At 68.7% G+C, this 22,751-nt stretch carries 20 protein-coding genes; 11 read left to right on the top strand and 9 right to left on the bottom strand.

Annotated features, from left to right (window positions below):
• Window positions 1–14 precede the first annotated feature (14 nt).
• Both F9288_RS07755 and F9288_RS07750 read right to left on the bottom strand, forming a co-directional pair.
• On the bottom strand, window positions 15–443 hold the full coding sequence (locus F9288_RS07755) for a CoA-binding protein (protein ID WP_174836090.1): 429 nt from the start codon (window positions 441–443) through the stop codon (window positions 15–17).
• A 71-nt stretch (window positions 444–514) separates the two neighbouring features.
• Window positions 515–1,474 carry an Mrp/NBP35 family ATP-binding protein gene (locus tag F9288_RS07750; protein WP_174836089.1) on the bottom strand — a complete coding sequence of 320 codons (960 nt, stop codon included), beginning with the start codon at window positions 1,472–1,474 and terminating at the stop codon, window positions 515–517.
• Window positions 1,475–1,544: 70 nt separating this feature from the next.
• Between F9288_RS07750 and hflK the strand changes: the two genes are divergently transcribed.
• The 4 genes from hflK (at window position 1,545) to F9288_RS07730 (ending at window position 6,889) form a co-directional block, all read left to right on the top strand.
• Window positions 1,545–2,624: a protease modulator HflK gene (hflK, locus tag F9288_RS07745; protein ID WP_174836088.1), complete on the top strand. Its 1,080-nt coding sequence runs from the start codon at window positions 1,545–1,547 to the stop codon at window positions 2,622–2,624.
• On the top strand, window positions 2,621–3,496 hold the full coding sequence (gene hflC, locus F9288_RS07740) for a protease modulator HflC (RefSeq protein ID WP_174836087.1): 876 nt from the start codon (window positions 2,621–2,623) through the stop codon (window positions 3,494–3,496). The genes hflK and hflC overlap by 4 nt, the downstream gene beginning before the upstream one ends.
• A 119-nt stretch (window positions 3,497–3,615) precedes the next feature.
• The gene (locus tag F9288_RS07735; protein WP_174838961.1) at window positions 3,616–5,163 is read left to right on the top strand and encodes a Do family serine endopeptidase; all 1,548 of its coding nucleotides are present in this window, start codon (window positions 3,616–3,618) and stop codon (window positions 5,161–5,163) included.
• A 109-nt stretch (window positions 5,164–5,272) separates the two neighbouring features.
• Entirely contained in the window at window positions 5,273–6,889 is a 1,617-nt protein-coding gene (locus tag F9288_RS07730; protein ID WP_174836086.1) for a helicase HerA-like domain-containing protein, read from the top strand.
• Window positions 6,890–7,050: 161 nt separating this feature from the next.
• Here the strand turns inward: F9288_RS07730 and F9288_RS07725 are convergent, their stop codons facing one another.
• From F9288_RS07725 to F9288_RS07710, 4 genes are all read right to left on the bottom strand, one after another.
• Window positions 7,051–7,530: an acyl-CoA thioesterase gene (locus F9288_RS07725; protein ID WP_368076225.1), complete on the bottom strand. Its 480-nt coding sequence runs from the start codon at window positions 7,528–7,530 to the stop codon at window positions 7,051–7,053.
• Between the two features lie 66 nt (window positions 7,531–7,596).
• Window positions 7,597–8,055, bottom strand: coding sequence for a GNAT family N-acetyltransferase (locus F9288_RS07720; RefSeq protein WP_174836085.1), 459 nt, complete (start codon window positions 8,053–8,055; stop codon window positions 7,597–7,599).
• 8 nt (window positions 8,056–8,063) lie between these two features.
• On the bottom strand, window positions 8,064–8,840 hold the full coding sequence (locus F9288_RS07715; RefSeq protein WP_174838957.1) for a sulfite exporter TauE/SafE family protein: 777 nt from the start codon (window positions 8,838–8,840) through the stop codon (window positions 8,064–8,066).
• Window positions 8,841–8,910: 70 nt separating this feature from the next.
• Window positions 8,911–10,119 (bottom strand): LL-diaminopimelate aminotransferase, encoded by a 1,209-nt coding sequence (locus tag F9288_RS07710; RefSeq protein ID WP_174836084.1) that lies wholly within the window; start codon window positions 10,117–10,119, stop codon window positions 8,911–8,913.
• Window positions 10,120–10,272: 153 nt separating this feature from the next.
• Between F9288_RS07710 and phaC the strand changes: the two genes are divergently transcribed.
• From phaC to murA, 4 genes are all read left to right on the top strand, one after another.
• The gene (phaC, locus tag F9288_RS07705; protein WP_174838955.1) at window positions 10,273–12,018 is read left to right on the top strand and encodes an alpha/beta hydrolase; all 1,746 of its coding nucleotides are present in this window, start codon (window positions 10,273–10,275) and stop codon (window positions 12,016–12,018) included.
• 118 nt (window positions 12,019–12,136) lie between these two features.
• Window positions 12,137–12,961: a phasin family protein gene (locus F9288_RS07700; RefSeq protein WP_174836083.1), complete on the top strand. Its 825-nt coding sequence runs from the start codon at window positions 12,137–12,139 to the stop codon at window positions 12,959–12,961.
• 176 nt (window positions 12,962–13,137) lie between these two features.
• Window positions 13,138–13,467, top strand: a complete 330-nt coding sequence (gene clpS / locus F9288_RS07695; protein WP_174838953.1) for an ATP-dependent Clp protease adapter ClpS — start codon at window positions 13,138–13,140, stop codon at window positions 13,465–13,467.
• Between the two features lie 167 nt (window positions 13,468–13,634).
• Window positions 13,635–14,918, top strand: a complete 1,284-nt coding sequence (gene murA, locus F9288_RS07690) for a UDP-N-acetylglucosamine 1-carboxyvinyltransferase (protein ID WP_174836082.1) — start codon at window positions 13,635–13,637, stop codon at window positions 14,916–14,918.
• Window positions 14,919–14,931: 13 nt separating this feature from the next.
• Here murA and F9288_RS07685 read toward each other — a convergent pair whose 3' ends face one another.
• The 3 genes from F9288_RS07685 to F9288_RS07675 form a co-directional block, all read right to left on the bottom strand.
• The gene (locus tag F9288_RS07685; RefSeq protein WP_174836081.1) at window positions 14,932–16,524 is read right to left on the bottom strand and encodes an AMP-binding protein; all 1,593 of its coding nucleotides are present in this window, start codon (window positions 16,522–16,524) and stop codon (window positions 14,932–14,934) included.
• A gap of 19 nt (window positions 16,525–16,543) precedes the next feature.
• Entirely contained in the window at window positions 16,544–18,091 is a 1,548-nt protein-coding gene (locus F9288_RS07680; protein WP_217482603.1) for an acyl-CoA synthetase, read from the bottom strand.
• 61 nt (window positions 18,092–18,152) lie between these two features.
• Complete coding sequence (locus tag F9288_RS07675) at window positions 18,153–19,412, bottom strand: acetyl-CoA C-acetyltransferase (RefSeq protein WP_174836080.1); 1,260 nt, start codon at window positions 19,410–19,412, stop codon at window positions 18,153–18,155.
• A 96-nt stretch (window positions 19,413–19,508) separates the two neighbouring features.
• On the opposite strand from F9288_RS07675, the gene F9288_RS07670 reads away from it, so the two are divergent.
• From F9288_RS07670 to F9288_RS07660, 3 genes are read left to right on the top strand one after another with little or no spacing between them, the layout of a single operon-like run.
• Window positions 19,509–20,090, top strand: coding sequence for a TetR/AcrR family transcriptional regulator (locus F9288_RS07670; protein ID WP_254621121.1), 582 nt, complete (start codon window positions 19,509–19,511; stop codon window positions 20,088–20,090).
• A complete protein-coding gene (locus tag F9288_RS07665; RefSeq protein ID WP_174836078.1) occupies window positions 20,087–21,046 on the top strand; it encodes an NADPH:quinone oxidoreductase family protein in 960 nt (319 codons plus the stop codon). Before F9288_RS07670 ends, F9288_RS07665 begins: the two co-directional genes overlap by 4 nt.
• 33 nt (window positions 21,047–21,079) lie before the next feature.
• Window positions 21,080–22,693, top strand: coding sequence for a choline dehydrogenase (locus F9288_RS07660; RefSeq protein ID WP_174836077.1), 1,614 nt, complete (start codon window positions 21,080–21,082; stop codon window positions 22,691–22,693).
• Window positions 22,694–22,751 lie beyond the last annotated feature (58 nt).

Raw genomic sequence — 22,751 nt, 5'->3', positions numbered from 1 at the left:
GCGGCGGGCGACGGTCAGCTTACCGGCGCGACGCCGAGCCGCGGAATCTCGATCGCGGGGCAGCGGTCCATCACCACTTTCAGGCCGGCGGCCTCGGCGCGGGCGGCGGCGGCTTCGTCGATCACGCCGAGCTGCATCCACACCGATCGCGCGCCGCTGGCGATCGCCTCGTCCACCGCCGCGCCGGCCGCGTCGGAGCGGCGGAAGATATCCACCATGTCGATCGGCTCGCCGATCTGCGAAAGGTCGCGGAATATATATTCGCCGTGGACATGCTCGCCGGTGATCTGCGGATTGACCGGGATCACGCGATAGCCGTGCCCCTGAAGCATCGCCATCACGCGATACGAGGCGCGATCCGGCCGGTCCGACGCGCCGATCATCGCGATCGTGCGCGTTTCCTCGAGCAGCGCCTTGATCGCGGCGGGATCGGTCAGCGGCACGGTTCAGACCCCCTCGAAAACTGGTCCGCTCGTGCCGGCGGCATCAGCGCGCCAGCACGACCGGTAGCCCCTCAACGCCCTGCCCCGCCATCGGTTTCCAGCCATGCGACGACCTGTTCCGCGATGGGACGGAATATGCGGTCGGCGGGATCGGCGGCCGGCGGCTCGCCGGCGTCCGACGCGCGGCGGATCGCGATGTCGAGCGGGACGCGGCCCAGGAAGGGCACGCCCCGCTCCTTCGCCGCCGCTTCCGCCCCGCCGCGCCCGAACGGGTCGGAGACCTCGCCGCACGCGGGGCAGGCATAGCCCGCCATATTCTCGATCACGCCGATGATCGGCACGCCGGTCTGGTCGAACAGGTCCATCGCGCGCGTCGCGTCGATCAGCGCGAGGTCCTGCGGCGTGCAGACGATCACCGCGCCGGCCGGGCGATGCTTCTGGACCATGGTGAGCTGCACGTCGCCGGTGCCGGGCGGCAGATCGATGACGAGCGTGTCGGCGATGCCCCATTCGGCATCCATGAGCTGCCCGAGCGCCCCAGCCGCCATCGGCCCGCGCCACGCCAGCGCCTTGCCCGGCGCGACGAGCTGGCCCATCGACAGCATCGGCACGCCATAGCGCGTCGGGACCGGCAGCAGCACCTTGTCCTTCGCCTCCGGCCGCTCGCCCTCGGCGCCGAGCAGGCGCGGCTGCGACGGGCCGTAGATATCGGCGTCGACCAGCCCGACGCGCCGCCCGAGCCGCGCCAGCGCGACGGCGAGATTGGCCGAGACGGTCGATTTGCCCACGCCGCCCTTGCCGCTCGCCACCGCGATCGCGCGGCGGCGCGGGCGCTCGGCGGTGACGACCACGCGCACCTCGCGGCCCGGCGCGGCCGCCGCCATCTTCACCGCCGCCTCCATCGCGTCGCGCGCCTTCGCGTCCAGCCCGGTCGCGTCCAGCACCACGCCGACGCGCGCGCCATCGACCTTCACCGTGGCGCGCGACCCCGCCACCGCGTCCACCGCCGCCCGTATGTCAGTCTCGTCCATGGACAGCGCGATACGATCGAACTGCGCGCTTGGCACTGTTTTTCGCGAATACCATTCCTATAAGGGGTGCATGATCACCTTGCCGCGCTGGTTCAGGCGCCAGTCCATCCTGATGAACGAAACGCCCGGCGGCCCATGGGGGCCGGGGAACGACGACGACAAGAGCGGACCGCGCAATCCGTGGGCGGTGCCGCCCGGCGGCCGCAAGGGCGCGTCCAGGCCCACCGCGCTCGACGAGTTCCTGAAGCGCGCGCGCGGCGCTGGCGGCGGCGGGCCGCAGCTTCCCCCCGGCGTCACCGCGCGCAACCTGTGGCTGATCGGCACCGGGGTAATCGTCGCCCTGTGGCTGGTGTTCACCTCCATCCACCAGATCGGGCCGCAGCAGCGCGGCGTCGTCACCTATTTCGGGCGCTATTCGGGCATCCTCGATCCGGGCATCCGCCTCACCCTCCCCGCGCCGATCGTCGATGTCCAGAAGGTCGACGTCGAGCAGGTGCGCAACGACGATTTCCCGCGCGACGGCGGCGAGAACGTGCTGACCGGCGACCGCAACATCATCGACCTCGCCTATACCGTGCGCTGGCGGGTGGAGAATCCGCGCGACTTCGTGTTCGAGATCAAGGACCCGGAGGAAACCGTCCGCGCCACCGCCGAGAGCGCGATGCGCGCGGTGGTCGCCACCACCACGCTGAACGAGGCGATCGGCGCGGGCCGCACCACGATCGAGGCGCGCGTCACCCGCGCGATGCAGCAGATCCTCGACGATTATCAGGCCGGCGTGCGCATCCAGGGCGTGTCGATCAAGCAGGCCTCCGCGCCCGCGAGCCTGGTCGACGATTTCAACGCCGTCACCGCCGCGCAGCAGGAGGCGGTGGCCAATCTCAACAACGCGCGCTCCTATTCGCAGCAGGTGATCGCCCACGCGCAGGGCGAGGCCGCCGCGTTCGACAAGGTTTACGAGCAGTACAGGCTCGCGCCGGAAGTGACGCGCCGCCGCATGTATTACGAGACGATGGAAGCCGTGCTGGGCAGGACCGACAAGGTGATCGTGGAGACGCCGGGCGTCGCGCCCTATCTGCCGCTCGACAGGCTGCGCAAGGTGCCGGACGCGCAGGCCCAGCCCGCGCAGCAGCAGGGAGGCCAGCGATGAGCCTCGCCCGCAACCCGATCGCGATCGGCTTCGCCGCGCTGGCCGCGGTGATCGTCGCCGCCGCCACCTTCGCGATCGTGCCGGAGACGAAGCAGGCGGTGATCCTGCGCTTCGAGAATCCGGTGACGACGATCAACCAGTGGCAGCCGGGGCAGGTGATCGGCCGGAACACCGGCGCGGGCCTGATCGCGCGCATCCCGTTCATCGACAAGATCGTGTGGGTCGACAAGCGCGTGCTCGACGCGGACCTCGACAACACGCTCGTGCTGTCGACCGACCAGCTCCGGCTGAACGTCGACGCCTTCGCGCGCTTCCGCATCGTCGATCCGCTGAAGGCGGTCACCTCGACCGGCTCCACCTCCGCCACCGAGGAGCGCGTCGCGGACCAGCTCCGTCCGCTGCTCGGCACGGCGCTGAGGAACGAGCTGGGCAAGGTGCCCTTCTCCTCGCTGCTCACGCCCGAGCGCGGCGACGTGATGGAGGCGATCCAGAACTCGCTCCAGCGCAACGCGCGGCAATATGGCGTGCAGATCGTCGACGTGCGCATCAAGCACGCCGACCTGCCCGAGGGCAGCCCGCTGGAAAGCGCGCTGCAATCGATGCGCACCGCGCGCCAGCAGGAGGCGAACACGATCCGCGCGCAGGGGCAGAAGCAGGCGCAGATCGTCCGCGCCGAGGCCGACGCCACCGCCGCCAAAATCTATGCCGACGCGTTCAGCAAGGATGCGGACTTCTACGATTTCTATCGCGCGATGCAGTCCTATCGCCGCACCTTCGGGGCGGACGGCGGGCCGGCGCCGGAGGGATCGACCACGATCCTGATGTCGCGCGACAATTCCTATCTGAAGGAGTTCGAGGGTCGCGGAAAATGATCCGCCGGCCGGAAACACGTCCGACTGTCGAATCGTTCATATTCAATCGTCGTTCATCGGCGAAAGGCCATTGAAACACGCCCGGCCGCTGCCGGGTGATTGAGAGGAACATGAAGACCGTGCGCTACGCCTACGCCCTTACTGGCGCTCTCCTTCTCGGCGGCACCGCCGCATCGCTGGTGCTCCAGCACCCCGCGACCGCCGCGCAGGTCGCGCAGAACGAGCCCGGCACGATCAACGCCGGCGCCCCGCGCGCAGGCGCGCCGATGAGCTTCGCCGACATGGTGGCGAAGCTCCAGCCGGCCGTCGTCAACATCTCCACCGATCAGAAGGTGACGGTGCAGCAGCCCGCGAACCCGTTCGCCGGCACGCCGTTCGGCGACCTGTTCGGCCAGTTCGGCGGCGGCGGCGGCGGGCGCGGCGGCGCCCCGGTGACGCGCGAGGCGCAATCGCTCGGCTCCGGCTTCATCATCTCGCCGGACGGCTATATCGTCACCAACAACCACGTCGTCGCCGCCGGGATGCGCGGCGCGGTGGTCACCTCGATCCGCGTGACGCTGCCGGACCGCAAGGAATATGTCGCCAAGCTGATCGGCCGCGACGCCGCGTCCGACCTCGCCCTGCTCAAGATCACCGCGCCCGGCCCGCTGCCCTATGTGAAATGGGGCGATTCGGCGCATGCGCGCGTCGGCGACTGGGTGATCGCGATCGGCAACCCGTTCGGCCTCGGCGGCACCGTCACCGCCGGCATCATCTCCGCCGTCCACCGCGTGACCGGGCAGGGCGGCGCGAACGACCGCTTCATCCAGACCGACGCGTCGATCAACCAGGGCAATTCCGGCGGCCCGATGTTCGACATGAACGGCAACGTGATCGGCATCAACTCGCAGATCTTCTCGCAGTCGGGCGGCAATATCGGCATCGGCTTCGCCATTCCAGCCGAGGAGGCGCGGCCGATCATCGACACGCTGATGAAGGGCGGCAGCGTCAAGCGCGGCTATCTCGGCGTCGGCATCCAGCCGGTGACGGACGATATCGCCGCCGCGCTCGGCCTGCCCAAGAACTCGGGCGAGATCATCGGCCGCGTCGAGCCGAGCGGCCCCGCCGCCAAGGCCGGGCTGCGCGCGGGCGACGTGGTGACCAGGGTGAACGGCACCGCCGTGACGCCGGACACCACGCTCTCCTATCTGATCGCCAACGCCAGCCCCGGCTCGACGGTGAAGCTCGACGTCATCCGCGAGGGCAAGCCGATGTCGATCACCGCCAACGTCACCACCCGCCCGCCGGAGGACCAGCTCGCGACCACCACCGGCAGCGGTGACGATTTCTCCGGCGACGACGACGATCAGGGCAGCGAGCAGCCGGCCCCGGCATCGAACGCGATCGGCGTCACCGTCCAGCCGCTCACCCCGGCGATCGCGCGGCAGGTGGGCGTCGATTCGACCGTGCAGGGCGTCGTCGTCAGCGCGGTCGATCCGTCGAGCGACGCCGGGCAGAAGCTGCGGCGCGGCGACGTGATCTCGGCAATCAACGGCACGCCGGTGCGCTCGGCGGCCGATCTCGCGCGCGGCGTGCAGGCGGCGAAGTCGGCGGGTCGCCCGCAGGTGCTGCTGATGATCAACCGCGCGCGGGGGCAGAGCGGCTTCGTGCCGGTCAAGATCAAGTAATTCGGGTCGCAACCGAAGAGGGGCGCCGCGCGGGTCTTCTCGCGCGACGCCCTTTTCGTGTCACGGGACGGCGGCTAGGCTGCTTTCCGCAGCAATTCCGGGAGCAGGTATGACCGACGGCATCTTCATCGGCGCGGACGCGGGCGGAGCCAATCCGCAGGTGCTCCAGTTGAAGCGCGCCAACCGCCACGGGCTGATCGCCGGCGCGACCGGCACCGGCAAGACGGTGACGATCCAGGGCATCATCGAGGGACTGTCGGGGCAGGGCGTCCCGTGCTTCGTTGCGGACGTGAAGGGCGATCTTTCCGGCATCGCGATGGCCGGCTCGCCGCAGTCCAAGACGCACGAGGCCTTCGCCCGGCGCGCCGCCGACATCGGCCTTTCCGACTGGCATTACGCCGACAATCCGGTGCAATTCTGGGACCTCTACGGCGAGCAGGGCCACCCGATCCGCACCACCGTCAGCGAGATGGGGCCGCTGCTGCTCGCCCGCCTGATGGACCTCAACGAGGTGCAGGAGGGCGTGCTGACGATCGCCTTCCACGTCGCGGACAAGGAAGGGCTGCTGCTGCTCGACCTCGACGACCTGCAATCCATGCTCGCCAATTGCGCCGATCGCGCGGACGAGCTGACCACCACCTACGGCAACGTCTCGAAGCAATCGATCGGCGCGATCCAGCGCCAGCTGCTCCAGCTCCGCAGCCAGGGCGCGGAGCATTTCTTCGGCGAGCCGGCGCTCGACATGGACGATTTCATCCGCACCGACGACAAGGGGCGTGGCATCGTCAACATCCTCGCCGCCGACAAATTGATGGCGAGCCCGAAGCTCTATTCCACCTTTCTCCTGTGGCTGATGAGCGAGCTGTTCGAGCATCTCCCCGAGGTGGGCGATCCCGACAAGCCGAAGCTGTGCTTCTTCTTCGACGAGGCGCATTTGCTGTTCGACGAGGCGCCCAAGGCGCTGCTGGAGAAGATCGAGCAGGTCGTGCGACTGATCCGCTCCAAGGGCGTCGGCGTCTATTTCATCACCCAGAACCCGATCGACGTGCCGGATACGATCGCGGGGCAGCTCGGCAACCGCGTGCAGCACGCGCTCCGCGCCTTCACCCCGCGCGACCAGGCGGCGGTGAAAGCGGCGGCGCAGACCTTCCGCGCCAACCCCGGCGTGGATGTCGCCACCGCGATCACCGAGCTGAAGGTGGGCGAGGCTTTGGTGTCGCTGCTCCAGCCGGACGGCGCGCCCTCCCCGGTCGAGCGCACATTGATCCGCCCGCCGCAGAGCCGCGTCGGCCCGATCACGCCCGACGAGCGCAAGGTGCTGGTGCAGACCGACGCGATCGGCGCGAAATACGACACGCTGGTCAACCGCGAATCCGCGCACGAACTGCTCGCCGCCAAGACCGCCGAGGCGGCGGCCGCCGCCTCCGCCGCGCGCGCGCAGGACGATGCCGAGAAGGCCGCCGCGCTCCAGGCCAAGGCCGACGCACAGGCCGCGAAGGAAGCCGAACGCGCCCGCATCGCCGCCGATCGCGAGGCGGCCAACTCGCCGTGGAACAAGGCGATCACCTCCGCCACGCGCGCCGCCAGCTCCTCCATCGGGCGGCAGGTGGCGAACGAGATCGGCAAGCAGGTGTTCGGCACCTCCAGTCGGCGCTCGTCGTCGTCGGGCGGCGGGCTGATCGGCAGCGTCGTGCGCGGCGTGCTGGGGGGATTGTTCCGGCGGTAGGCGGCCGGCGCCAAGTCCTGGACGGATCGACATTCAGGTCAGACGTCAGCGAAAATGGTGGTTTTCCGTGACCCGGAGCGCTGCGGACTACAGGTCCGTGAGCGCCGGAAGCGCGGAGAACCGCCATTTGCAGCCCCGCATCGGCTGAATGTCGATCCGTCCTACGCCACCCGATCCGGCTGCGCGGCGACGAGCGCCTCGAGGAACTGCCGCACCTCGCCCTCGATCGGCGTCGGACGGCCGCTGGGAAGGTGGACGTGGACGCTCACCATGTCGATCACCGTGCAAAGCTCGCCGCGCTGGTTGGCCAGCTCGAACCTCTTGGTGATGCTCGACGAGCCGAGCCGCTCGATCCTGACCGACGCCTCGATCGTGTCGCCCAGCACGAGCGGGCGGAGATAATCCACCGCCGCGCGGCGGACGTGGAACTCCGTCTCGTGCCACAGCTTCCCCAGCACCTCGCCGATGCCGGTCCACTCCCAATATTCGGTGACGGCGACGTCGGCATATTCGAGATAGCGCGAGTTGAAGACCACCTTCTGCCCGTCGATCTCGGCATAGCGGACCTTGAAGCGGGTGGAGAAAGCGAAGCCGGGGCGTGTCATGCCGGCGGGGATGCGGGAGCGGAGCGCGGAGGTCAACCGGGTGGAAGCATGATCGCAATCCGCCAGATCATCGCCCCTGACAACGCCGATCAACCAGCTCGGCTACGAAACGGGACGCACCATATGCACTACGGTGCCGAGATCGTGGTGTGTCTCCTTCTCGAACCGATAGCCGAGACGCTCGTAGAGCACGATATTCTCCGTCATCAGCTTGTTGGTGTACAGGCGGGTCGCACGAAGCGAAGCCACTCTGGCGATTTCCTCCGCATGTTTCATCAGGCGGGTGCCGAATCCGCGCCCCTGATGGTCCGGGTCGATCGCGACGTTGACGATCATCAGTTCGTCGCCTTGCTGGACGGTTTCGATCAGACCGACGAACTGGTCGTCCTCATAGAGGCAGTCGAAGCGGTTCTCTCGCACCGCAACATCATAATCGGCGGTCATCGGACGCGGTTTGCGCGGTGTGATCGGAACCCATTTCGCATAGGCGCGCAACGTGAGGTCTCGGATTTGCTCGACCTGCGCCGGGCTGGCCAGACGAATGGACAGGGAATCGGTCATACCGCGCCTCAGAGCACCAGCTTCACGCCCACCACCGCCAGCGTCATCGCGAGGATCGGGACCAGCACGCGATCGGACACGCGGGTCGCGACGAGGCTGCCGATGACGATTCCCGGCACCGATCCGGCGAGCAGCGACACCAGCAGCGAGAAGTCCACCGCGCCCAGCGTCATATGGCCGAGGCCGGCGATCAGCGTGAGCGGCACGGCATGGGCGATGTCCGAGCCGACCAGCCGCTTCAGCTCCAGTCGGGGATAGAGCACGAGCAGCGCGGTGATCCCCAGCGCCCCGGCGCCGACCGAGGTGAGCGAGACGAGCGCGCCGAGGATCGCGCCGAGCAGCACGGTGAGCCAGCCGATCCGCCGGTCGCTGAGCCGCCCGAAGCGCGGCGCGAGGCGCGAGACGATCCGCTCGCGGAACAGGATCGCGCCGGCGGTGAGCAGCAGCACCGCGCCGAGGATCGTCGCGACGAGATGTCCGGTGTCGGCCGCGCGATGCGTGGCATAGTTCAGCGCGAACAGCATCGCGACGGTCGTCGGCACGCTGCCCGCCGCGAGCCGCCCGACCACGCGCCAGTCCACCGTCCCGCGCCAGCCGTGGACGGCGGTGCCGACCGTCTTGGTGGCGGAGGCGTAGAGCAGGTCGGTGCCGACCGCCGTCACCGGATGGAAGCCGAAGACCAGCACCAGCAGCGGCGTCATCAGCGATCCGCCGCCGACGCCGGTCAGCCCGACGAGCAGCCCGACCAGCACCCCGGCCAGCGAATAGAAGGGGTTATAGACGATCGGCACGACCGGCCGCCCGCCTATCCACCAGTCCGGCGGCCGGCAACGCGGCCGTCAGCGACGCGCACCTTCACCCGGCGTTACGCGCGGGCGTATTGACGCCCATCATCTGCAGATAGCGTTTCACGTTGCGCGCGGCCTGGCGCAACCTCTGCTCGTTCTCGACCATCGCGATGCGCACGTAACCCTCGCCGTTCTCGCCGTAGCCCACCCCTGGCGCAACCGCGACCTTGGCGTGAGTCAGCAATTGTTTCGAGAACTCAAGGCTACCTAGGTGCGCCAGCGCCGGCGGCAGCGGCGCCCACGCGAACATCGAGGCGCGTGGGCTCGGGATCTCCCACCCGGCGCGCGCGAAGCTCTCCACCAGCACGTCGCGGCGCTTGTGATAGAGCTGGCGGTTCTTGTCGACGATATCCTGCGGCCCGTTGAGCGCGGCGCAGGCCGCCGCCTGGATCGGGGTGAAGGCGCCGTAATCGAGATACGACTTCACCCGCGTCATCGCCGCGATCAGCTTGCGGTTGCCGACCGCGAAGCCGATCCGCCAGCCGGCCATCGAATAGGTCTTGGAGAGCGAGGTGAACTCGATCGCCACGTCCTTCGCGCCCGGCACCTGGAGGATCGAGGGGGTCGGATTGCCGTCGTAATACAGTTCCGAATAAGCGAGGTCGGAGAGAATCCACACCTGATTCTCGCGCGCCCACGCCACCAGCCGCTCGTAGAAGGCGAGGTCGACCGTCTCGGCCGTCGGGTTCGACGGGTAATTGACCACCAGCACCGAGGGGCGCGGCACGGTATAGGCCATCGCGCGCTCGAGGCTCTCGAAATAATGCTCGTCGGGCGTGGTCGGCACCGCTCGGATCGTCGCGCCGGCGATGATGAAGCCGAAGGTGTGGATCGGATAGGAGGGATTCGGCGCCAGCACCACGTCGCCGGGCGCGGTGATCGCGGTGGCGAGGCTGGCCAGCCCCTCCTTCGACCCCATCGTCACGACCACCTCATTCTCGGGATCGACCTCCACGCCGAAGCGGCGGGCATAATAATTGGCCTGGGCGCGGCGCAGGCCGGGAATGCCCTTCGACTGCGAATAGCCGTGGGCGGAGGGCTTCTGCGCCACCTCGCACAATTTCTCGATCACATGCGCCGGCGGGGGCAGATCGGGGTTGCCCATGCCTAGGTCGATGATGTCCTCCCCCGCCGCGCGCGCCGCTGCCCGCATCGCATTGACCTCGGCAATGACATAGGGGGGCAGGCGCTTCATGCGGTAGAATTCGTCGGACATCTTTGCTCCTTTCGCAGCCGCATCATATCGCGTCCGGCGCGGCGGCGACAGGTGCCGCGTGCGGGGCGGCGCAAAAACCCGCTATCTCATCCCCGCAACATTGCTACCTTATGCGCGGGCGGCCCGCCGGGGCACGCGCCCAAGGAGAGGATGATGACCGAATTCCAGTCCCCCAGCCTCGCCGACCTGCAACGCTGGACCTGGGTGCTCGGGCGCGCGCAGCAGATGATGCTGGAGCACGGGATGGCGGCGATGCGCGGCGGCGAGGGCGCGGCGGGGCTGCCCGGCATGCCGGTGATCCCCGGCCTCAACGACGCCGCGACGCTGGAGCGCGCGAACGATTTCTGGCGCGACAGCCTCACCTTGTGGCAGCGTTTCCTCAACCCCGGCGCGGATAGCGGCGCGCCCGCGCCCGAATCCGCCGCCCATGCGCGCGACAGGCGCTTCAAGGCCGAGGCGTGGCGCGACAATCCGCTGTTTGCGTGGATTCGCGACAGCTATTTCCTGATCGCCGACCATCTCTTGAAGAACGTCGAGGCGCTCGACGGGCTGGAGCCGGGGCAGAAGGAGCAGATCCGCTTCGCCGCCAAGGGCTTCGTCGATGCGATGAGCCCGAGCAATTTCGCGCTGACCAACCCGGAGGTGATCGAGAAGACGATCGAGACCGGCGGCGAGAATCTGCTCAAGGGGTTGCAGCACATGCTGTCCGACATGGCGCGCGGCCAGCTCACCCATACCGACGCCGATGCGTTCGAGGTCGGCCGCAACCTCGCCGTCACCCCCGGCAAGGTGGTCAAGCGTACGCCGCTCTACGAACTGATCCAATATACGCCGACCACGAAGAAGGTGCTCGGCGTGCCGCTGGTGATCTTCCCGCCGTGGATCAACCGCTATTACATCCTGGACCTGACGCCGGAGAAGAGCTTCATCCGCTGGTGCGTCGATCAGGGGATCAGCGTGTTCGTCGTGTCGTGGAAGTCGGCCGATGCCACGATGGCCGACATCGCGTGGGACGATTATGTCAACGCGCAGATCGACGCGATCGACACGGTGCGCACCGCGCTGGAGGTGCCGGCGGTCCACACGATCGGCTATTGCGTCGCCGGCACCACATTGGCCGCCACGCTGGCGCTGCTCGCCGCGCGCGGCGACGCGGACAAGGTGGCGAGCGCCACCTTCTTCACCGCGCAGGTGGACTTCACCCGCGCCGGCGACCTGCTCAACTTCATCGACGACGAGCAGCTCACGCTGATCCGCACGCTCTCGCCGCAGGGCTTCCTCGACGGGCGCTACATGGCGGTGACCTTCAACCTGCTGCGCGGGCGCGACCTGATCTGGAACTACGTCACCAACAATTATCTGCTCGGCAACGATTACGCGCCGTTCGACCTGCTGCACTGGAACGGCGACACCACCAACCTGCCGGCCAGATGGCATCTGAGCTACCTGACCGACCTCTATCGCGACAATTTGCTGGTGCGGCCCGGCGCGCTGTCGATCGACGGCACGCCGCTCGACCTCGGCAAGATCAGGACGCCGGCCTATGTGCAGGCCGGGCGCGAGGATCATATCGCCCCGGTGGAGAGCGTGTGGAAGCTCACGCAGATCCTCGCCGGCCCGGTCAAGTTCCTGCTCGCCGGCTCCGGCCATATCGCGGGCGTCGTCAACCCGCCGGCGCAGCATAAATACCAATATTGGACCAACCCCGCGCCGGTGAAATCGCTCGACGACTTCGTCGCGGGCGCGACCGAGACCAAGGGAAGCTGGTGGCCCGACTGGAACGGGTGGTTGCGCTCGATCGATGCGGAGGAGGTTGCGGCGCAAGGCGCCCGCATCCCCGGAAAGGGCCGACTCAAGGCGATCGAGGACGCGCCGGGCACCTATGTCAGATCGAAATGATCGTGGCTTATCAATGACATCATGATGCGGCCCGACATTTTGTTGCGCCGCACAAAAATTCCTTGCCAAGCCCGCACGGCCTCACTATGTTGCATCGCAGCAAGATGGAGTCGCGCGGATGACCGATACTGCCGCCAAGCCTGAACCGAAGCCGACAGCGGCAAAAGCCGCGCCCGTCACCACGCCGACCGCCACGGTCGCGCCGAAGGCCGTGACGGCGCCCGCGCCGGCGAAGCAGGCGCCGGCCCCCGTCGCCAAGGCGGCCCCGGCGGTCGCGATCAAGCCCGCGCCGGTCGCGGTAACTCCGGCCCGGCCGGCTCCGGCGAAGCAGGCGGCGACCCCCGTCGTCCCCGCCGCTCCCGTCATCACCAAGGAACAGACGCCGGCGGCTCGCCGCACGGTCGTCAAGCCGGTCGCCAAGAAGCCGGCAATCCGGGCGAAGGCCGTAGCCTCGCCCAAACGCCCGGCGACCAGGCCGGTGACCAACGCTGCAAAGGAACCCAAGATGGCCGACACGTTCAAGAATGTGACCGAAAAGACCCAGGCCTATTTCGCCGACGCCAACGAGCGCGCGAAGGGCGCGCTTGAGAAGGGTGTGAAGGTGTTCGAGGACGCCAACGCTTTCCACAAGGGCAATATCGAGGCGCTCGTCGAATCGTCGAAGATCGCCGCCAAGGGCGCCGAGAAGTTCGGCCAGGACGCCGCCGCTTACGCCAAGTCGAGCTACGAGAAGGCCAACGAGGCGTTCAAGGCGATGTCCGCCGTCAAGTCGCCGACCGAGCTGTTCAAGCTCCAGAGCGATTATGTCCGCTCCTCGTTCGACGCCTTCGTCGCCGAGACTTCGCGCTCGACCGAAGCCGCGCTGAAGCTGGCGGGCGAGATCGCCCAGCCGCTGTCGAACCGCTTCGCGCTCGCCGCGGAGAAGGTCAAGGCGGCCGCCTGATCGCCGTCGCGGGCGGTGGCCCGCACAAGGCATGATGAAGGGACGATTCGCGGGCCACGCGATCGTCCCTTTTTCGTGCGCACCGCCCGGCGCGCGCCTCTTGCCCTCGCGGGCATCGTTGCCATATTTTAGCGCGAACCATGCAGCGCCAGACTCACCTCCCCGCGCCCCTCCTGATGGCCGAGCGTCGCGATGACGATTCCGATGGCGGCATCGGCATCGGAATCGCCACCCGCACTCGGACGCGCACCAGGCAGCCGACGCCCTATCGCGTGCTGATGCTCAACGACGATTACACCCCGATGGAATTCGTCGTGCTGTGCCTCCAGCGCTTTTTCCGCATGAACGTGGAGGAAGCGACGCGGGTGATGCTCCACGTCCACCAGAAGGGCGTCGGGGTGTGCGGCGTGTTCAGCTATGAGGTGGCGGAGACGAAGGTCGGCCAGGTGATCGACTTCGCCCGCCAGAACCAGCACCCGCTGCAATGCACGCTGGAGAAGGCGTAACCTCGCTCTCCCGTTCGGGCTGACCCCCGATCAAGTCCGGTAAGCCCTGCATTTTCCCTCCTAGAAGTCCAGCCATTCTACGAGACCGGCGCAAACGGGGAGCGGAGCGCGGTTCATTCGCTTCTCACCCCTTTGCGCCGCGCCGCCGCTTCGATAGACGCGGGCGAATGGACCGTATCCTCATCCGTGGCGGCAACCGCCTTTCCGGCACCCTCCCGATCTCCGGCGCGAAGAATGCCGCGCTGACATTGCTGCCGTGTGCGTTGCTTACGGACGAGCCGCTGACGCTGCGCAACCTGCCGCGCCTCGCCGATGTCGACAGCTTCGGCCACCTGCTCAACCAATTGGGGGCATCGACCGCGATCGAAGGCTCGCGCCCCGACGATTTCGGCCGCGTGATGACGATCCGCGCCGGCAAGCTCACCTCGACCGAGGCACCCTATGACATCGTGCGCAAGATGCGCGCCTCGATCCTCGTGCTCGGCCCAATCCTGGCGCGGGCGGGCGAGGCGCGGGTGTCGCTGCCCGGCGGCTGCGCGATCGGCAACCGCCCGATCGACCTGCACCTGAAAGCGCTGGAGGCGATCGGCGCGGAGCTGGAGATGTCGGCCGGCTATGTCACCGCGCGCGCGCCGGGCGGGCGGCTGGCGGGCGGACGCTATTCCTTCCCGATCGTCTCGGTCGGCGCGACGGAGAATGTCGTGATGGCCGCCGTCACCGCGAAGGGATCGAGCCGGATCGAGAATGCCGCGCGCGAGCCGGAGATCGTCGACCTGTGCCGCTGCCTCGTCGCGATGGGCGCGCAGATCGAGGGGATCGGCAGCGAAACGCTGGAGATCGAGGGCGTCGAGCGGCTGCACGGCGCGACCTATGCCGTGATGCCCGACCGGATCGAGGCCGGCAGCTACGCCTGCGCCGCCGCGATCACCGGCGGGGATATCGAACTGACCAACGTCGACGCGGCGGACATGGGCGCGACGCTCGACGCGCTGCGCGAGGCGGGGGTGACGGTGGTGGAGGGCAAGCGCTCTGTGCGCGTCTCCGCGAACGGCAAGCTCGGCCCGCTGACGCTCTCCACCGCGCCCTTCCCCGGCTTCGCCACCGACATGCAGGCGCAGTTCATGGCGATGCTGTGCAAGGCGGACGGCGCGAGCGTGCTGACCGAGACGATCTTCGAGAATCGCTACATGCACGTCCCCGAACTGGCGCGGATGGGCGCGGACATCCAGGTGCGCGGGCGCACGGCGGTGGTGCGCGGGGTCGATCGCCTCGTCGGCGCGCCGGTGATGGCGACCGACCTGCGCGCCTCGATGAGCCTGATCCTCGCCGGCCTCGCGGCGGAAGGCGAGACGGCGGTGAGCCGCGTCTATCACCTCGATCGCGGCTATGAGCGGCTGGAGGAGAAGCTGAGCGCGGTCGGCGCCGATATCGAGCGCGCCAGCGACGGGTGAACCGTCCGCGGCGTCAGGCGACCCCCGCCAGATTCCGCGCCTTGCCGTAATCCGCCTTGCCGTTCGGCGCGCGGAGCGATTCCGCCGTCGCGACCAGCAGCTTCGGCTGCTTGTACCCGGCCAGCCGCGCGCGCAGTTCGTCGCGCGCCGCGCCCTCGTCGTATCCCGGCGCGACCTCCACCACCGCCGCGACCGCCTGCCCCCATTTCGGGTCCGGCACGCCGAACACCAGGGCGTCCTTCACCGCCGGGCAGAGCTTCAGCGCCTCCTCCACCTCCTCCGGGAAAATCTTCTCGCCGGCCGAGTTGATGCAGGCCGAGCCGCGCCCGAGCAGGATCAGCGTGCCGTCCGCCGCCACCTCCGCGAAATCGCCGGGGATCGAATAGCGCACGCCGTCGATCGTGCGGAAGGTGCGCGCGGTCTTGTCCGGGTCCTTGTGATATTCCAGCGGATTGGGCGGCGCCAGCGCAACCACCCCGCGCATGCCCGAGCCCGGCGCGACATCGCGATCATGTTCGTCAAGCACGCGGCAGCGCGGGCCGACCATGAACTTCGCCGTCTCCACCGTGCCCTCGCGCGTGGTGAGCGCCACGCCCATGCCGATCGCCTCCGACGAGCTGAAATTGTCCTGGCACACCGCGTCCGGCATGTGCCGCAGCAGCCCGTCCTTCACACCCTGCGTCCACATCACCCCGGACGAGACGATCAGCCGCATCGAGGATACGTCCCACCGCCCCGGCGCGGCATCGAGCGCGTCGAGGATCGGGCGGGCGAAGGCGTCGCCGACCACGACGAGCCGGTTCGCCCGCCAGCGTTCGATCGCATCCAGCGCCTCCTCCGCGCGGAAGCTGCGGCTCGGCAAGGTCACCGCCGTCCCGCCGGCGAGCAGCGCGGCATAAGCGGAAAGCAGCCCGGTGCCGTGCATGATCGGCGGGCCGACCAGGGTGACCGGATAGTCGGGATTGGCGGCGGCGAAATCGGCGGCCTGCTCGACATCCCGCGGCACCGGCAAACCCTGCGACGCGGCGATCGCCAGCCCGATCGCGTTGAGATCGGCGTGCGCCCACACCACGCCCTTGGGCATCCCGGTGGTGCCGCCGGTGTAGATGAAGAAACGGTCCTGCGGGTCGCGCGCGATGTCCAGCGGCGCGCCGTCCCCCGCGATCAGCGCGTCATAACGCTCGGCGAAGGCCGGCGCGTCGCCGTCCCCGCCCCATTCCACGTAAGTCCGCACCAGCGGCGAGCGATCGACCACCGCCGCCACCGCGTCGCGCAGCCGCGCGTCGTAGAGCAGCACGGTCGCGTCGCTGTCGGCGAGGATATAGGCCAGCTCGTCGGCGACGTAGCGATAGTTGACGTTGACGTGCGTCCCGCGCGCCTTCCAGCACGCCATCAGCGCGACGAGATAGTCCGCGCTGTTATAGGCGTAGAAGGCCACCCGCTCGCCGGGCCGCAGCCCGCGCCCGATCAGCGCGCGCGCGAGGTTGTTCGAGCGCCGGCGCAGCTCGCCCCAGTCCACCACCTCGTCGCCATGCGCCAGCGCCACGCGATCGGCGGGGACTTTCCGCTCGACCGCCTCGATCATGTCGCCGAAGTTGAAGCTCATTCGTCGCTCCCCGAGAACCCTAGACCAGCGGCTTCTTCCCCCAATACTCGTCGCGCAGCAGCCGCTTGTAGAGCTTGCCGGTGTCGTGGCGCGGCAGCTCGGCGCGGAAGTCGATGCGGCGCGGCGTCTTGACGTGGCTGAGATGCTCGCGCGCGAAGGCGGTCAGCTCGGCCGCCAGCGCCTCGCCCGCCTCCGCCATGTCGCGCGGCTGGACGACGGCGACCACCTCCTCGCCCATCTCGTCGTGCGGCGCGCCGATCACCGCCACGTCCGCCACCTTCGGGTGGGTGACGAGCAGGTTCTCGATCTCCGCCGGATAGATGTTCACGCCCCCGGAGATGATCATGAAGCTCTTGCGGTCGGTGAGGTAGAGATAGCCCTCCTCGTCCATCCAGCCCACGTCGCCCAGCGTCGTCCAGCCGTGGCGATCGGTGGAATCCGCCGTCTTTTCGGGATCGTTGTGATAGGTGAAGGTGCGCAGCCCCTCCGGATGCTCGAAATAGATCGCGCCCTCGGTGCGCGGCGGCAGCGGGTTGCCGTCCTCGTCGCAGATATGCGTGATGGTGGTGAGGTTGCGCCCGACCGAGCCCTTGTGCGTCAGCCATTCGGCCGACTGGATCGCGTGGAAGCCGTTCCCCTCCGTGCCGGCATAATATTCGCCGATGATCGGCCCCCACCAGTCGATCATCGCCTGCTTCACCGGCACCGGGCACGGCGCGGCGGCGTGCCACACCGCCTTGAGCGAGGAGACGTCGTATCTCGCGCGCACCTCCGGCGGCAGCTTCAGCATGCGGATGAAATGGGTCGGCACCCATTGCGCATGGGTGACCTTGTATTTCTCGATATATTCGAGCGCCTTCTCCGCGTCGAACCGGTCCATGACGACCACCGTGCCGCCGATCTGGTTGACCGCCATCGACCAGCGCAGCGGCGCCGCGTGATACATCGGCGCGGGGCTGAGATAGACCAGATCGGGCGTCCAGCCGTACAGCGCCTGTCCCAGCCCGACGAGCGCCGATGGATTCTCGCCGAACGGCTCCTCCGGCAGCGGGAAGCGCACGCCCTTGGGCTTGCCAGTGGTGCCGGAGGAATAGAGCATGATCTGCCCCGGCGAGGGGTCCGCGATCGGGCCGTCGGGCTGCGCGTCGCGCGCCGCCTCATAGCTGTCATAGCCCTCGGTCGTGCCGCCGACCATGAAACGCCGCATGTCGCCGATGCGGGGCAGCAGCGCGGCGGCCTGCACCGCGATCGCCTTCGACACGATCAGCACGCGGCAATCGCCGTCGCGCAGGATATATTCCGCCTCGTCGACCAGCAGCTTCGAGGAGAGGCAGGTGACATAGACGCCGGTGCGCTCGGCCGCCCACATGATCTCCAGGTAGCGGGCGTTGTTGTCCATCATCACGGCGATCGCGTCGCCGCGCTTCAGGCCCAGCGAGCGGAGCAGATGCGCGCCCTGGTTGGCGCGGCGGTCAAGCTCGCCATAGGTGACCGTCTCGCCCGTGGCGGCCATGATATAAGCGGCCTTGTCGGGCGTCGCCCGTGCATGAGCGACCGGGTGCAGCATTCCTTCTCTCTCCAAAACAAGGCGTGGCGGCGTCTCGCGCGCCGCTCACGCCGTCATGCCATCACCCTTCGACGCGCTCCACGATGATCGCCGGGGCCATGCCGCCGGCGGCGCACATCGTGACGAGGCCGTAGCGCTTGTTGCGGCGCTCCAGCTCGTCCACCACCGTGCCGATCAGGATCGCCCCGGTCGCGCCGATCGGGTGGCCGAGCGCGATCGAGCCGCCGTTCACGTTCACCTTGTCACGCGGCAGTTCCAGATCGCGGATGAACTTCTCGGAGACCACGGCGAACGCCTCGTTGATCTCCCAAAGGTCGATGTCCTCCTTCCTGAGGCCGGCCTTCTCCAGCACCTTCTTCGCCGCCGGCACCGGCGCGTTGAGCATCAGCGTGGGATCGTCGCCCATGTTGGCCATCGCCACGATCCGCGCGCGCGGCTTGAGGCCGTGCTTGTCGGCATATTCCTTCGACGCCAGCAGCACCGCCGCCGCCCCGTCGACCACGCCCGACGAATTGCCGGCGTGGTGGAAATGCTGGATTTCCAGATCGGGATATTTGCGGTTGATCTGCTTGCGGAAGGTGTCGCCCTTCGCGTTTAGCGGCATGTCCGCGATCGCGGTGAACGACGGCTTGAGGCTGGCGAGGCCCTCTGCGGTGGTCTGCGGGCGGGGATATTCGTCCTTCGCCAGCACGACCTCACCGGCATCGTCCACCACCGGCACGATCGACTTGTCGAAACGCCCCTCGGCGATCGCCGCCGCCGCCTTCTGCTGGCTCTCCAGCCCGGCGCGGTCGAGCTGCTCGCGGGTGATCCCCTCCATGCTGGCGATCGCGTCGCCGCAGATGCCCTGATGGCTCTGCGGGTGGGTGAGGTCGAGCCGCTCGTTGCCCGATCCCATGCCGAGCGGCGGCTTGCCCGATTCCATGTCCTCCTGCGCCATCGCTGCGGTGAGGCTCATCATCTCGGTGCCGCCGGCGATCACCAGATCCTCCATGCCGGACATGATCTGCGCCGCGGCGAAGTTCACCGCGGTGATGCCGCCGCCACAGAAGCGATCGAGCGTGGTGCCGCTCGCCTTGATATCATAGCCGGCGTCGAGCGCCGCCATGCGGCCGAGATCGCCGCCCTGCTTGCCGCGCTGCGAGGAGGTGGACCAGATGATGTCGTCCACCTCGGCAGTGTTGAGGTTGTTGCGCTCCTTCAGCGCCTTCAGCACGGTGGCGGCGAGATGCTGCGGGTGCAGATGGGCGAGCGCGCCCTTTCCCTGCTTACCGATCCCGCGCGGGGTGCGGACGGCGTCGATGATATAAGCGTCGGGCATGGATGGACTCTCCAAGGGCGGTTGCCAAAAGCGGTTGACGGCCCCGGCTCTTTACCGGCGCCGATTTCCGGCATAACCTTCGTTATGGTAGAGGGGATGTCAAGCGTGCAGCCAGCAAATCAGACAGCGACGCGATCGCCCGACCTCACGCCGCGCGACTGGCTGGAGGCCGGCCAGTCCCTGCTCAGGCGCGGCGGGCTGAAGGCGCTCAAGCTGCGCCCGCTGGCCGACGAGCTGCGCGTGTCGACCGGCAGCTTCTATCACCATTTCAAGGATTTCGACGACTATCAGGGGCAGCTCGCGCGCTATTTCGCGGAGGATCAGGTCGGCGACCTGATCGACGCGCTGGAACGCTCCTCCCCCGATCCGATCGCGCGCATCCGCCTGCTGGGGCAGACGGTGCGGCGGCGCGGCTCCTCCCGGCTGGCGATCGCGATGCGCGCCTGGGCGGAAAGCGACCCGCGCGCGCAGGCGGCGGTGGAGCGGCATGACACGCTGCTGCTCGATTTCCTCGCGCGCAACCTCACCGCCGCCGGCTTCACCCGCAACGAGGCGGAAATCCGCGCCTATGGCCTCATCACGCTCGGGCTGGGCAAGGTCCACGCGCCGCAGCTCGACATGAGCACGCTGTTCGATTCGCTGCTCGACATCATGATCGCGCGCGCGCCGACGGCATGAGGGCGCTGGTCGTATCGGCGCTGTCGCCCGAGCTGTCGGGCACCGCGCTCGCCGACGTGCCGGCGCCGGCGCCCGCCCCCGGCAAGGTGCTGGTGCGGGTGAAGGCGGCCTCGCTCAACTATCCGGACCTGCTGATGACGCGCGGCGACTATCAGCTCAAGCCGCCGCTGCCCTTCACCCCCGGCATGGAAGTGGCGGGGGAGGTGATCGCGGGCGACGGCTTCACGCCCGGCGCGGCGGTGGTGTGCGGCACGCGGCTCGGCGGATTCGCGGAGATGGTGTCGGTCGACGCCGCCGCCGTCCGGCCCAAGCCGGCGCACCTTTCCTTCGCCGAGGCGGCGAGCGTCGGCACCGCCTATCTCACCGCCTATGTCGCGCTGGTGCGGCTGGGCATGGCGCGAGCGGGCGAATGGGCGCTGATCCACGGCGCGACCGGCGGCGTCGGGCTGGCCGCGGTCGATCTGGCCAGGGCGCTCGGCTGCCGCGTGATCGCCGCGTCGCGCTCGGCGGAGAAGCTGGCGGTGGTCGCGCGCGACCATGCGCCTGACGCGACCGTCACCACGCCGGGCTTCCGCGAGGCGGTGAAGGAGATCACCGGCGGCGGGGCCGACCTGATCTACGATCCCGTCGGCGGCGACGTGTTCGACGAATCGACCCGCTGCATCGCCTTCGGCGGCCGGCTGCTGGTGGTCGGCTTCACCTCGGGCCGGATCGCGACCGTCTCCACCAACATGCCACTCATCAAGGGCTTTTCGGTGATCGGCGTGCGCGCGGGGGAATATGGCCGGCGCTTTCCGGACAAGGGGCGCGAGAATCTCGACGCGATCTGGCGGCTGGCGGCGGAGAGGCGCATCCGGCCGCGCGTCCACGCCGAATATCCGCTCGCCGACTGGTGCGCCGCGTTCGAGGCGATGCGGGACAGCGCGATGGTCGGGAAACTGGTGCTCGTTCCATAAGAGACAGGGCCATGAGGAACAGGAGAGGGTCGCGTGGCAGGCTATAATTATGTCGTCATCGGCGGCGGCTCGGCGGGCTGCACGCTCGCCGCGCGGCTTTCGGAAGACCCGGCGTCGAGCGTCTGCCTGCTGGAAGCCGGCGGCGCCAACAACGAGATGCTGGTGCGGATGCCCGCCGGCGTCGGCAACCTGATAAAAGCCAGGGGCAAGCATAACTGGGGCTTCTGGACCGAGCCGGAGCCGCATCTCGACAACCGCCGCCTGTGGTGGCCGCGCGGGCGTGGGCTGGGCGGATCGTCCGCGATCAACGGCATGGTCTACATGCGCGGCCACCCGCAGGATTATGACGAATGGCGCCAGCTCGGGCTGGCCGGCTGGTCGTGGGACGACGTGCTGCCCTATTTCCGCCGGCTGGAGGGCCATCATCGCGGCGAGAGCGGCGGGCTGCATGGCACGCAAGGACCGCTGACCGTCTCCGGCGGCGAGAGCGACAGCCCGTTCCACGACGCGCTGATCGAGGCCGGGCGGCAGGCCGGCTATCCGCTCACCAGCGACTTCAACGGCGCGGCGATGGAGGGTTTCGGCCGCTACGACCTGACGATCGCGAACGGGCAGCGCTGGTCGACCGCCTCGGCCTATCTGCGCCCGGCGATGGCGCGGCCCAACCTCACCGTCATCACCGGCGCGCGCACCACGCGGATCGTGATCGAGGGTGGCCGCGCGGTGGCGGTGGAATATCTCGCCGGCAACCGCCTCGCACGGGTCGAGGTGGCGGGCGAGGCGCTGCTGTGCGCCGGGGCGGTGCAAAGCCCGCAGATCCTCCAGCTCTCCGGCATCGGCGATCCGGCGCGGCTGAAGGACGCCGGGGTGCGCGCGGTCCACGACCTGCCCGGCGTCGGCGAGAATCTGCAGGACCATCTCGACGTCATCATGAACTGGCGTTCGCACGGGCTGACCACCGCCTATTCGGCGACCAGGGGGTTGCGGCAGCTCAAGGTCGGCCTCGAATATCTGCTGCGCGGCACCGGCCTGGGGCGGCAGCAGTTCCTCGAATCCGGCGCGTTCGTCCGCTCGCGCCCCGGCCTGTCGCGGCCGGACGTGCAGATCCACGGCGTGCTCGCGATCATGCGCGACCACGGCAAGGTGCGCGCGAAGGAGGACGGCTTCTCCTTCCACCTCTGCCAGCTCCGCCCGGAAAGCCGCGGCCGCGTGACGATCGCGTCGGGCGATCCGCTGGCCGACCCGCTGATCTTCGCCAATTACCTGAGCCAGCCCGAGGACGTGCGCGTGATGCGCGAATGCGTGAAGATCGGGCGCGACGTGGCGGCGCAGGCGGCGCTCGACCCCTATCGCGACGCGGAGCTCGCCCCCGGCGGCGAGGTGCGCACCGACGCGGAGATCGACGCCTGGGTGCGCCGCACGGCCGAGACGATCTACCACCCGGTCGGCACCTGCAGGATGGGCGCGGACGGGGACGGGCTGGCGGTGGTCGACGCGCGGCTCAAGGTGCGCGGGCTGGCGGGGCTGCGCGTCGTCGACGCCTCCGTGATGCCGTCGCTGGTGGGATCGAACACCAACGCGCCGACGATCATGATCGCGGAAAAGGCGGCGGACCTGATCCGGGAAAGGGTCGCGGCGGCGGCCTAGTTTCGATTCCGTCCCGCTCTGGAACAGCGGCCGGGCGCCCGTTGCGGCGCGGGGCGAA

Source organism: Sphingomonas sp. CL5.1, assembly GCF_013344685.1.
In the GTDB taxonomy this organism is placed as follows: Bacteria; Pseudomonadota; Alphaproteobacteria; order Sphingomonadales; family Sphingomonadaceae; genus Sphingomonas.
This window is presented reverse-complemented; position numbering and strand designations above follow the sequence as displayed.